Here is an 11,643-nt window from a genome sequence, read left to right as displayed (position 1 = left end):
AGAACTCCCCACCCCGGATATCAAGCGTCGCATCGTCCACCGCCGTGAACTGTCCGAACTTTACCGTAACATGATCGAGCTCAACGCCGGCGCTCATGCCGATCACCTCGATTTTGGATACCAGCCATATCCGCCTGGCGCAGCAGATGATTACTGCAAGCCACCAATAAAAACGGGCCAGCCCCTGACTTCATCAACGGGCTGGCCCAAAGAAGACCACGGAGGATTACGCGGCCTTGAACTGATCCACGTACTGACTGCGGATTTCGGTGTACCAAGTCGGTTCAGCGGGCCATGGCCACAGGTTCTTCAGAGAATCACCCGGATAGGCCTCCTGGAAGTTCTTCTTCGCAGCCTCCGAGAGCAGTGCATCGGCGCCTGTCACGACAGGATTGTAGCCCGAGCCCTCCGCCACCATCGCGGACACTTCCGGGGTGTGCAGATAATTCAGGAACTCATAGGCCTGGTCGACGTTCTTTGCCGCCTTGATCAGCGCTACGCCATCCACCCAGGTAATCGCTCCCTCCTTTGGTGCCTGATAGGACACGGGCTTGCCTTCCTTCTTGAGCGACAAGGCAGGACCATCCCAAGTCTGGCCGATCCACACGTCGTTCTCCATCAGTCCCGACTTGGTGTTGTCGGCTGAGTCCCAGAACTGCTTTACCCAGCTCTTGTGTTCAATGGCAAAGGCGAGGATGGGATCCCATACCTTTTTGAAGCTTTCCTCATCCTTGTACCCATCAAGCATCCTGTTGGTTGGCATCTTTCCGCTTGCATCCCACCACAGCCCGATACCGAGCAGGAAGGAGTGACCACGGCCCTGCGTATGCCCCTTCACATCATCGGCCCAGAGTGAGCCATAGCTCAGCTCCTTGGGATCGCCTTTCCACAGGTCCGTACGCCACGAGATCGCCTCCGAACCCCAGCAATGGGGCAGCCAGTTCAAGCCATCTTCCCATTTCCACAAGCTTTCTGCGCCCTGGAGCATCGATGGCAGGATATTGCTCGTGTTCTTGAGCTTGTTCATGTCGAAAGGTGCAAGAACGGCAATGTCCTTGTATTGAGGAGCCCGGTTCAGGGTTGGCGAACACAAATCAAAGCCTTCGCCCCCAGTTGCCTGGAGCTTGTTGATCTGTTCCTCGTTCTGCGAGAAGGGGGTCTGGTTGACCTTGATGCCGGTCGCTTTTTCAAAGTTTGGAATGACGTCTCCCGGATATTCATCTGACCACATCAGCAAATTAAGCTCACCCGAGGACGAGAGCGCGTTTTTTACGAAAAGTGGTGATGTCAGGCCGATGGCACCCAAGGCGGATGCAGACTTGAGCAGCGAGCGCCGGGTCATTGCCGCGGCTCGCATGGTTTCCTGCGTCGTCGTAAGCTTCCTGTTCATGAACTTCCTCCATTTGCCGCGGATGTTTGCGGGCGCCCGCCGTGGCTTCCGACAACGCCCATTGAACCACACGAACAGCTAAAGAGCAGGTGAGTCCAAAAAAAGCGAATAATTTTGATGCTGGGCATGTCCCAAAATGAATAGGAACTGCTACTTCAGTGACTGATGGAACCACCCTCACCTTTGCAAAGCCGAAGGGCAATATCCCTTACCGCCCGCGCCAGTATTCGACTGTTATCCGCCCGCCAATGCACATAGTAAGGCAATTTTGGAACCCTTAGCCGCTCTTCGACCTGAAGACGGCATAGCTTGCCCTCGCGGATGAAGCGCTCGACATATGGCCCTGCAAGAAGGGCAATACCAAGGCCCGCAATCGTGACAGCCGCTACCGCATCAGGGCTGTTGGATGCGAGGATACGCCTGAACTTCAATCCGTGCTCCTGGGCAAAGCTCTGGAGCAGCATGGTGCTTCCGGCCTGTGATGACATGGAGACGATCGGATGCGACTGAATACTCTCGAGCGTCACGATATCCTTTTTTCTAAAGAGGCTTGGTGATCCAACCCAGTACAGCTCGACATGCGAAATCGGCTCAGATACGATTTCCGGATCCTGAGAGCTGCCAGGGCAAATCGCAAAATCCGATTCACCTCGCTCGACGTCATCAAGCAATTCCTGGGTCAGTGCGACATGGGGCTCGACTATAACCTCCGGGTAATCGGTGCGGACCTCAGACACGAGCTGTGGGAGCCACTGCATCGCCATCAGTTCGCTTATGCCAAACCGGCATGTACCCTTTACGCGCCGAGGTCCACGTGCCGACACTAAGAGTTCGTCCCGAAGCCTCAATATGTGTTCAGCCTTTGCAAAGACCTCCTGGCCAACCTCAGTGATGCGGGCCCGCGAGCCAGATCTGTCAAAGAGTTGGACACCCACTTCGGCTTCGAGTTCCTGAATACGCTTCGACAGGGCTGATTGAGTCATGAACAGGCGGTCGGCAGCCAACGCAAAGCTGCCAAGGACGCTAGACCAATAAAGTGCTTCGAGCTGTTTCAGCGTCATGTAACACTCTTTACCTGCACTTCAGGATATGGGCAGACTATGCGCCAGAAAAGCCAACGCCAAGAGATTTCTGCCGCGTAATTCAGAGCTTCATCACAAAGGGCGGCGGCCCCTCCTCGCCTAAGTCGATCCAGATCGACTTTGCCTGAAGGAATTGCAGAATTGCGGCTGCTCCCCCCTCGCGACCCAGTCCGGATCGCTTGTATCCCCCAAACGGTGCCATCGGCGCAGATGTGCGATAGGTGTTGATCCATACAGAGCCCGCTTCAACCGCCTGGGCTACACGATGCGCCTGGTTCAAGTCACGTGTCCAAACTCCTGCCGCCAGACCATATTCCGTATCATTGGCAATCGAAATGGCCTGTTGTTCATCAGAAAACTCCATGACGGCAAGCACCGGTCCGAAAACCTCCTCTCTGGCAAGACGCATGTGCCGGGTGACATCAGTGAAGATTGTAGGTTCTACAAACCAGCCGTTGCCACAGCCCAGGGAACTTGCACGGGATCCGCCCAGTATACAGCGTGCGCCCGCTGACTTTGCGGCAGCGATATGTGCCAGTATCTTCTCGAGTTGCTGCTTGGTTGTAACCGGGCCAACCTGCGTTTCTGCCAGCATGGGGTCGCCCAGCCGGGCAAGGCGGGCCAGTTCGACAACCTTTGAGACAACCTCCTCGGCTATTGCACTGTGAACCAGAAGGCGGGACCCGGCAACGCAAGTTTGCCCACTTGCGGCAAATATCCCGCTTATGACCCCATTTACAGCGCGTGTGATATCGGCGTCCGGAAAGATAATGTTTGCGCTCTTGCCGCCAAGCTCGAGCGTAACAGGTACGATACGCCGCGCCGCGCTTTCTGCGATTTTCACGCCTGCTGCCTCACCACCGGTGAATGCCACCGCCCGCACCAGCGGATGGTTGACCAGGGCTGAACCGACCTCAGGTCCGGATCCGGTCACGACATTCACAACGCCAGGCGGAAAACCGGCCTTGGCCACAAGATGCATGAAGACAGAAATGGAAGTGGACGTGAACTCTGATGGCTTGACAACCACCGTGTTGCCAGCTGCAAGAGCCGGTGCAAGTTTCCACGCAGCAAGCAGCAGGGGCGAGTTCCATGGAACGATAGCAGCTACGACCCCAAGCGGTTCGAGCCGCGTCAAACTCACCATCTTCTTCTTGTCGGAGGGCAATACGGCGCCTTCAACCTTGTCAGCCAGGCCGCCATAATAGCGGTACCAGCGGGGCATGTAGGCCATCTGACCCCGCATCTCCGCCAGCAGCTTGCCATTGTCCCGAACCTCGGCAACTGCGAGTTCTTCGGCATGGGCCGCCACAAGATCCGCCAGGCGATTGAGCAATACACCCCGATCAGACGCTGTCATTTCAGCCCAGTCAGGACCGCGAAACGCCCGATGAGCCGAAGTTACTGCACGGTCGACATCATCTGGACTACCAGCGGCTACATCCGCCCAGGGCAACCCGCTGAACGGATTATCGGTGGCAAACCACCTGCCGGATAAAGAGTCAACGAACTGGTTATCCACCACCATCTGGAACCTTGGTCTCGAGCCCATGTAGCCCCCTTCGACACAGAATCAATCACGACATAGCAAACGGCACTGCAAAACTTCAAAAACAACGGACGGACTAAACACACCTAACAGCCACTTCTTCGAAGTACAGATGTCATTTGCATGAGCGTGAACATTTTGATTCCAAGCTCAACGATTGACACTCGGAACTCGGCGTGAACCAAGTTCAGCGACCTTCCGATTAATTTGATTCAGATATTCATATCCCCACTCGTATCTCAAACAGGGCGTCAGATCAGGCATCATTTTCCGACATCAAGATGTGTATTTTTTTTCGTTATGAGGCCCATACGCCGCTCGATATCCTTTGGTTCTGATTTATGCGGTGATGTCCGATGGTTGTAATTCCCGCAGATTCAGAATCATCATCGGGGAAGCTCCTGTGCAAAGGGTCAGCGGCAGCCCGCGGATTAGGTGGAGTGTAGAGGATTGACGAACCGCAGCAAGGCCAGCCGGGTTGATTCGGATCATCATCTTCACCCTTACACAAGCATCCGACAAGTTGAAAACGATGGACCTTTGGTAATTACAAAGGGCGAAAGGGTCCGGATTTTCGATGAGTCTGGCCGATCCTTCATCGAAGGAATGTCTGGCCTCTGGTGCGCCGGACTTGGCTTCTCAGAGAAGCGGCTTGCGGATGCGGCTTACAGACAAATGCTGGAATTACCATACTATCACTCTTTCAACGGCCGTGTTCCGCGTATTGTCACAGAACTTGTTGAGGAGATGATGGCGTGGTCACCTGTGCCCATGGAGCGGCTCCTCTTTGCCAACTCAGGCTCAGAATCAAATGATGCCGCCTACAAGATCGTTCATTACTACAACAATGCGATTGGAAGACCGGAAAAGAAGAAGTTCATCGCTCGGGACAAGGGTTATCATGGGACCACCGCCGCAGCATCCGCGTTATCAGGGATCATGGCTGGCAAGACACTGTTTGATCTCCCAATAGGCGCGATCATCAGGGTCAGCTGTCCACATTTCTATCAATACGCACATCCACGAGAGACGCCTCAATCATACTCCGACAGGCTCATTGACGAAATCGAGCAAGCTATCGCACGGGAGGGGCCGGAGACTATTGCGGCTTTCATTGCTGAACCCGTGATCGGCGGTGGCGGCGTCATGATTCCGCCACCTGACTATTTCCCGCGCGTGCAGGAAATTCTGAAGAAGAATGACATCTTATTTATTGCCGATGAGGTGATATCCGGTTTCGGCCGGCTAGGTGAGCCTTTTGGAACACAGGTCTTTGACCTGAAGCCAGACATCATCACTGTCGCCAAGATGCTGTCATCGGCCTACGCACCAATTTCTGCGTTGTATCTGAATGAACGCATCTGCGCCGGACTGCGGAAAGGCAGCGACAAGGTTGGATATTTTGGACATGGCTATACCTACAGCGGCCACCCGATGGCCGCTGCAGTAGCCCTTGAAACCCTGAGGATCTACCGCGCAGATGGGATAATGGACCATGTTCGGCGTGTCGGCCCCCATCTTCAGGCAGGACTGCGCCGATTTGTGTCCCATCCACTTGTCGGCGAGGTGCGGGGGATCGGACTCATCGGTGCGATTGAACTGGCCGAGGACCCCGCCCAACGCAAGCCATTTCCTCCCGAGAAGGGGGTTGGAGCATTTTTTCTCCGGCGGGCATTCGACCGGGGACTGATCTTGCGCGCAATTCAGGGGGATATACTGGCCTTCTCACCTCCGCTGATCATCAATGAGGAAGAGATCGACGAGATACTCGACATAACTGCAGCAGTTCTCGACGAAACACTGGACTGGGTACGCGGATGATCCGGAACGAATGCTTTAGACAGACAGATGCTCACAAGAAATGTTCAATGTACCGGCAATTGATGCAATGAACATTACCACACTGCTTGCAGGCAAGACAGCCTTGGTCACCGGCGCAGCACATGGCAATGGTGCTGCGATAGCCCTGGGCATGGCTAAACATGGTGCATACGTCGTTCTTCTTGATGTAGACGAAGAAGCCCTCGAGGCACGCGTAAGAGAAATGCGACTGCAAGGTCTGGAATGCAGCAGCGCCATTCTTGATGTGTCTGATCCAGAACAATGCCTTCGGCTGGCCAAAGAAACAGGCTTTAATCAGGCTGGATTCGATATTCTCGTGAATAACGCAGGCATACGTCCGCGGCACACCTTCGAGAGTAGCGATCGCGACTTTCACTGGGAACGCGCCATGCGAGTCAACCTTGATGGAATCCGCAACACGACCCTTGCCTGGATGGATGGTTTGAAGAAAAACAGGGGATCGGTGATCAATATTACATCAATTGCTGCCTTCAATGCCTCCCCTGGTTCAATTGCCTATTCAACCTCAAAGGCAGCTGCCCAGATGCTGACGAAGGCGCTGGCCTATGAGCTTGCAGCTGATGGCATCCGGGTGAATGCCATAGCACCTGGCGTGATCGAGACCGAGATGACACGCTCTTCTCGGGAGGACTCCGTCCGTCGCGAGCGGTTGATGGCACGTATTCCAATGGCGAGATTTGGCAAACCTGAAGATCTCGTGGGAGCAGTCATTTTTCTTGCATCCGATCTCTCGAGCTACGTCACGGGATGCAGCATAGCAGTCGATGGTGGATATCTGGCAAACTGATGCGGCGAGGTGATGAAAAGTCAGCGTCCCAAGCAAGACTCGGACTGATTCAAATCAGGTCAGCTCAGTCGTAAAGCTTCTTTTCTGGCTTTTGCTTCGCAGCTTCAAACGCTTCTCGGAGAATCTGACGATCCCCAATATGATTGGCAAGGATCAAAATGAGGCGCGCATTGATGGCATTACTCACGGCCGCATCGCAACCTTCGTGAAGCCTAAGCAACTCTTCATAGAAATCATCCGGGCCTGGAATGTTCGGCGTTATGATGAGCTTGTTCATACCGCGATGACTCCCATTGCCTGTTGAACGGCTTTTTTGACGGCTTGCTCATCGAATGCCTCCCAGCGGGCGGCCACATGCTGGTCGGGCCGGATCAGGTAGATGCCCTGAGCGAGACTGCCAAGGTAGCGCTCTTGCAATTCGTTGGACACATCCGTGATAATGAGGGCGTGCACCAACACGCCGCCAACATCAATGCTCATTGGAACATCGATTCCAATGGCAAGGAGCTGGAAGTGGCCATCCAGTCTGTCCAGCAGCCAGCCTTCTTTCATAGGTGCATCAGCCGCTGGAGATCCGGGCCGGGTTCGAATAGGCATGTGATGATGATCAGGCCCATTGAGTGGAGATTGGTCATAGATGCAGGGCAAGGAAAGTCGACCTGAATTCACCAGTGGCCTGGCAAATGGATAGTATTCCGAAAGGTCAAGTATGGCATCCCTGAACAGTCGGCTGGCTTCCGATTTGGGCGTGATGAAGTCTGTCGAGCGGCTGGAATTCAGGATATTCTCGTCGGCAGCTCGTATGCGCTCGAGGTCATAGCTGTCGAGCAGCGTCTGCGGAGCCTTTCCGTCTATCACCAACTTGAGTTTCCATACAAGATTATCGACATCCTGGAGGCCGGAGTTTGCACCGCGCGCACCAAAAGGAGAGACCTGATGTGCTGCATCACCAGCAAACAAAACCCGGCCATGTCGGAATTTTTCCATGCGCCGACACTGGAAGGTATAAATGGAGACCCATTCCAGTTCGAGCTTCACAGACTCGCCAAGCATCGATTTCAGTCTGGACATCACGCGCTCAGGCGTTTTTTCAAGTTCCTTGTCAATGTTCCATCCAAGCTGAAGATCAATTCGCCAGACGCGGTCAGGCTGCTTGTGGAGGAGGGCCGACTGCCCCTTATTGAAAGGCGGATCAAACCAGAACCACCGTTCTGTCGGAAAATCGGCATCCATGGTGACATCGGCAATAAGAAAATTATCCTCAAATACCCGCCCTACAAAATCAAGATCCATCATGGAGCGGATCGGCGAGGTGGCGCCGTCGCATGCAATGAGCCAGTCAGCTTCTACGTTATAGCTTCCGTCCGGCGTATCAACTGTGATGACTACATGATTTTCGGCATTGTATACCTGCGTGACCCTGTTTCGCCCACGCACTTCAATCTTCCGCCCCTGTTGCTGCAGGTCAAAAATGCGATCCAAAAGATGTTTTTCTAGCTGATACTGCGGGATATTGATGAAAGCAGGCCGCTTATGGCCTGACTCGGGAAGAAGATTGAATTCATACACCTTGCGGTCCCTAAAGAAGACCTTACCGAGATTCCAGATCACTCCCTTTTCAACTATCGGCTGGCCACAACCAAGGCGGTCAAGGATCTCAAGCTGGCGCTTTGCAAAACAGATGGCTCGGGATCCCCAGGAAACCTTGTCGTTCTCGTCAAGAACAATAACTTCAACACCATTGAGGGCCATGTCGATTGCTGCAGTGAGCCCGACGGGGCCTGCTCCCACTATAATCACAGAGTGCCTTACGGATCCTTGCGCATCCTGGTCAGCGGAGCGCACATAGGGATAAAGCGGCGTCTCGAAGATACGTGCCATGACGCCATCACTATCCTTGCAGTCTGGTCCACATGTCTCGGTCCCGCTCTGCAGTCCAGATGCGCGGTGTATCTATGCCCAACGCTTCATCATAAGCACGGGTAACGTTGAACGGCAGACAGTGTTCGTAGATTGCATAGGACGAGAATTTACCATCACAAGCTGCCCGGCAGGCATCCCAAGCCTCCTTCAATGAGCCGCCGCGCGCTGCCACGCGTGCAACAGACCTGTATGTAGACAAGACAAAGTCGCGGGTGCTCTCAATGGCTTTGCCAACCGTCTCCTGTCCGATCAGGGCATCGCCGCGGCCAGGAGCAATCGCATGGGGAGAATAGCCTGAAATAGCATCTAGCGTTCCAGACCAATCGGAAAAATGAGCATCCCCACAATAGCAGGCAGAATGATATTCAACGATATCTCCGGTGAACATGACACCAGCATCTGGCACCCAGGCGACAATGTCACCTGCCGTGTGCGCGCGGCCAAGATGCATCAGATCGACTCTGCGCTTGCCCATGAACAGGGTCATCTTTCTTTCAAACGTCATGGTTGGCCAGGTCAGCCCAGGAATCGAGTCGGCAGCCTGAAACAGGCGCGGAAAGCGACCGAGCTCGGAGTCCCAGTCTTCCTGGCCACGCTCGTGAATCATTGCGCGGCACGTCGCGGACGCGATAATCTGCTGCGCTTCGTAACCAGATGCGCCTAAGACACGCACAGCGTGGTAATGCGAGAGAACGACATACTTGATTGGTTTGTCGGTGACAGTGCGGATCCTCTCGACCACCTGCTTTGCCATGACGGGCGTTGCCTGAGCGTCAATCACCATGACGGCGTCATCGCCGATGATGACTCCGGTATTGGGGTCCCCTTCTGCAGTAAAGGCGTAGAGATCAGCTCCGATCTCGGTAAAGCTGATCTTCTTGTCCTTCATGTCTCCACGAGATGCAAAGTTCTTAGCCATGTTTTCTTATCTCCTGCTCGATTGCACCGAAGATCGAGTGTCCATTTTTGTCTTTCATTTCGATGCGTACACGGTCGCCAAACTTCATAAAGGGTGTACTCGGGGATCCTGACCTGATGGTTTCAATCATCCGGAGCTCGGCAATGCAGGAATAACCCAAGCCCCCCTCATCCACGGGTCGTCCGGGACCTCCGGCCTGATCCTTGTTCGAGACCGTACCGGAGCCAACAATGGAACCAGCTTCAAGGGGACGGGTTCTGGCTGCATGGGCAATGAGAGTTGGAAAGTCGAAGGTCATGTCCACGCCGGCGTTGGCACGGCCGAAAGGGTTGCCGTTCAGATCGACATTGAGAGGCAGGTGCAGCCGGCCACCGTCCCACGCTTCGCCAAGTTCGTCTGGTGTCACAGCAACAGGTGAGAACGCAGATGAGGGCTTGGACTGGAGGAAGCCAAACCCCTTGGCCAGCTCAGAAGGAATAAGATTCCGGAGGCTGACATCATTTACCAGCAACACAAGCCTGATGCATGACCGGGCATCGGCTGCCGTTATCCCCATCGGAACATCGCCAGTAATCACCGCGACCTCGCCTTCCATGTCGATCCCAAATTCTTCGTCAGGGATCAGGATCGGATCGTGCGGTGCAAGGAATGAATCCGATCCCCCCTGGTACATCAAAGGATCAGTCCAGAAGCTGGGTGGCATATCGGCATTACGGGCTTTGCGGACAAGTTCGACGTGATTCAAAAAGGCTGACCCATCAACCCACTGGAAGGCGCGGGGCAATGGCGACAGGCACTCGTACTCATCGAAACGGACAGTTTGAACAGAGCCCTGTTCGACTTGTTCAGCGAGATCTGCAAGTCTTGGGGCGATCTCCTTCCAGTTATCCAGCGCCTGCTGGAGCGTCGCCGCTACAGTGGTCGCTGGGAGTGCCCGTTTAAGGTCTCGCGACACCACAAGAAGTCTTCCATCACGTCCAGACTTTATGGATGCGAGCTTCATGGCCTGCCCGTAAACTTCCGGTCGAGGCCATCCCAGCATTTGTCGTAGTCAGGCTGGAGAGACTGAAGAGAGGCCGCGTAGGCAGTGAGATGCTGTGGATAGCGCGTCTCGAACATGAAGGCGAGCGTGTCGGTCAGTTTGTGGGGCTTGAGGTCTTCCGTCGACGCCTTCGTGAAAGCATGAAGGTCGGGCCCATGAGGGAGCATGCAATTATGGAGGCTCATACCCCCAGGCACGAAGCCATCCAGCTTGGCATCATAGCGCCCATAGATCAGTCCCATGAATTCAGACATGATGTTAAGGTGGTACCAGGGCGGTCGGAATGAATGCTCGGCAACCATCCAGCGCTCCGGAAAGATAACGAAATCGACATTGGCGGTGCCCTCTTCACCCGAGGGAGCGGTCATGACCGTAAAGATTGAAGGATCCGGGTGATCGAAGAGTAGGGCGCCAACAGGTGAGAAGGTACGTAGGTCGTATTTGTATGGCGCATAGTTTCCGTGCCAGCCGACGACGTCGAGCGGAGAATGCCCGATTTGGCACATATAGAACTTTCCACACCACTTGACCCAGACCCGGCAAGTCGTCTCCTTGTCTTCATAGGCAGCGACGGGAGTTTTGAAGTCACGAGGGTTTGCAAGGCAGTTTGCTCCAATTGGCCCACGTCCCGGCAATGTGAATTTAGCACCGTAATTTTCGCAATAATAGCCTCGTGCAGGGCCTTCCACGAGTTCGACCTTGAACTTCATGCCACGCGGCATGACGCAGATCTCACCGGGCCTTACTGTGATTCGACCAAGTTCTGTGAAAAAGCAGAGAATTCCCTGCTGTGGCACAACCAGGATCTCGCCATCAGCATTATAGAAGTAGTCGTCCACCATGGAGACATTCACGAAGTAAATGCCAGCCGACATTCCAACCTGAGTATGGACATCACCTGCCGTCGTCATAGTGCGAAGTCCGGACAGAAAGCTCAGCTTACCCTCAGGCTGTTCCGGCGGATTCCAGCGGAGAGGCCCAATCGGGAGCTGATGCTGATCAAGACAGGGGGCTGTCTTCCAGAATGCAAGTGTCGCGTCGGCAAAGCGAGACGTGTGGCGAACACTGGGGCGCATACGGTATAGCCA

Annotated in this window: 10 protein-coding genes; 2 read left to right on the top strand and 8 right to left on the bottom strand. The window is 54.5% G+C overall.

From position 1 onward, the window contains the following. Positions 1-226 precede the first annotated feature (226 nt). From ACILRN_RS12150 to ACILRN_RS12140, 3 genes are all read right to left on the bottom strand, one after another. Entirely contained in the window at positions 227-1,390 is a 1,164-nt protein-coding gene (locus tag ACILRN_RS12150; protein ID WP_395688644.1) for an extracellular solute-binding protein, read from the bottom strand. A 155-nt stretch (positions 1,391-1,545) separates the two neighbouring features. Beyond that, positions 1,546-2,451: a LysR family transcriptional regulator gene (locus ACILRN_RS12145; protein ID WP_395688642.1), complete on the bottom strand. Its 906-nt coding sequence runs from the start codon at positions 2,449-2,451 to the stop codon at positions 1,546-1,548. An 82-nt stretch (positions 2,452-2,533) separates the two neighbouring features. Further along, complete coding sequence (locus tag ACILRN_RS12140; protein ID WP_395688640.1) at positions 2,534-4,024, bottom strand: aldehyde dehydrogenase; 1,491 nt, start codon at positions 4,022-4,024, stop codon at positions 2,534-2,536. Between the two features lie 432 nt (positions 4,025-4,456). On the opposite strand from ACILRN_RS12140, the gene ACILRN_RS12135 reads away from it, so the two are divergent. Together ACILRN_RS12135 and ACILRN_RS12130 are read left to right on the top strand one after the other, a co-directional pair. Then, on the top strand, positions 4,457-5,842 hold the full coding sequence (locus tag ACILRN_RS12135) for an aminotransferase (protein WP_395688638.1): 1,386 nt from the start codon (positions 4,457-4,459) through the stop codon (positions 5,840-5,842). A 40-nt stretch (positions 5,843-5,882) separates the two neighbouring features. Beyond that, positions 5,883-6,671, top strand: a complete 789-nt coding sequence (locus tag ACILRN_RS12130) for an SDR family NAD(P)-dependent oxidoreductase (protein ID WP_395688636.1) — start codon at positions 5,883-5,885, stop codon at positions 6,669-6,671. 64 nt (positions 6,672-6,735) lie between these two features. Here the strand turns inward: ACILRN_RS12130 and ACILRN_RS12125 are convergent, their stop codons facing one another. The 5 genes from ACILRN_RS12125 to hmgA form a co-directional block, all read right to left on the bottom strand. After that, positions 6,736-6,948 carry a DUF2783 domain-containing protein gene (locus tag ACILRN_RS12125; protein ID WP_395688634.1) on the bottom strand — a complete coding sequence of 71 codons (213 nt, stop codon included), beginning with the start codon at positions 6,946-6,948 and terminating at the stop codon, positions 6,736-6,738. Continuing rightward, positions 6,945-8,552, bottom strand: a complete 1,608-nt coding sequence (locus ACILRN_RS12120) for an FAD-dependent oxidoreductase (RefSeq protein WP_395688632.1) — start codon at positions 8,550-8,552, stop codon at positions 6,945-6,947. The genes ACILRN_RS12125 and ACILRN_RS12120 overlap by 4 nt, the downstream gene beginning before the upstream one ends. Positions 8,553-8,562: 10 nt before the next feature. Continuing rightward, positions 8,563-9,513: an MBL fold metallo-hydrolase gene (locus tag ACILRN_RS12115; protein ID WP_395688630.1), complete on the bottom strand. Its 951-nt coding sequence runs from the start codon at positions 9,511-9,513 to the stop codon at positions 8,563-8,565. Next, complete coding sequence (locus ACILRN_RS12110) at positions 9,506-10,516, bottom strand: fumarylacetoacetate hydrolase family protein (RefSeq protein ID WP_395688628.1); 1,011 nt, start codon at positions 10,514-10,516, stop codon at positions 9,506-9,508. The genes ACILRN_RS12115 and ACILRN_RS12110 overlap by 8 nt, the downstream gene beginning before the upstream one ends. Then, a partial coding sequence (gene hmgA / locus ACILRN_RS12105; RefSeq protein ID WP_395688626.1) for a homogentisate 1,2-dioxygenase occupies positions 10,513-11,643 on the bottom strand: 1,131 nt, incomplete at its 5' end. The genes ACILRN_RS12110 and hmgA, both read right to left, overlap by 4 nt.

Source organism: Aestuariivirga sp., assembly GCF_044238155.1.
Classification (GTDB): Bacteria; Pseudomonadota; Alphaproteobacteria; order Rhizobiales; family Aestuariivirgaceae; genus Aestuariivirga.
This window is presented reverse-complemented; position numbering and strand designations above follow the sequence as displayed.

Coding starts and splice junctions, on each gene's coding strand:
- ACILRN_RS12115 (WP_395688630.1), bottom strand. CDS start 9,513: ATGGCTAAGAACTTTGCATCTCGTGGAGACATGAAGGACAAGAAGATC.
- ACILRN_RS12130 (WP_395688636.1), top strand. CDS start 5,883: ATGTTCAATGTACCGGCAATTGATGCAATGAACATTACCACACTGCTT.
- ACILRN_RS12150 (WP_395688644.1), bottom strand. CDS start 1,390: ATGAACAGGAAGCTTACGACGACGCAGGAAACCATGCGAGCCGCGGCA.
- ACILRN_RS12110 (WP_395688628.1), bottom strand. CDS start 10,516: ATGAAGCTCGCATCCATAAAGTCTGGACGTGATGGAAGACTTCTTGTG.
- ACILRN_RS12120 (WP_395688632.1), bottom strand. CDS start 8,552: ATGGCACGTATCTTCGAGACGCCGCTTTATCCCTATGTGCGCTCCGCT.
- ACILRN_RS12125 (WP_395688634.1), bottom strand. CDS start 6,948: ATGAACAAGCTCATCATAACGCCGAACATTCCAGGCCCGGATGATTTC.
- ACILRN_RS12145 (WP_395688642.1), bottom strand. CDS start 2,451: ATGACGCTGAAACAGCTCGAAGCACTTTATTGGTCTAGCGTCCTTGGC.
- ACILRN_RS12140 (WP_395688640.1), bottom strand. CDS start 4,024: ATGGGCTCGAGACCAAGGTTCCAGATGGTGGTGGATAACCAGTTCGTT.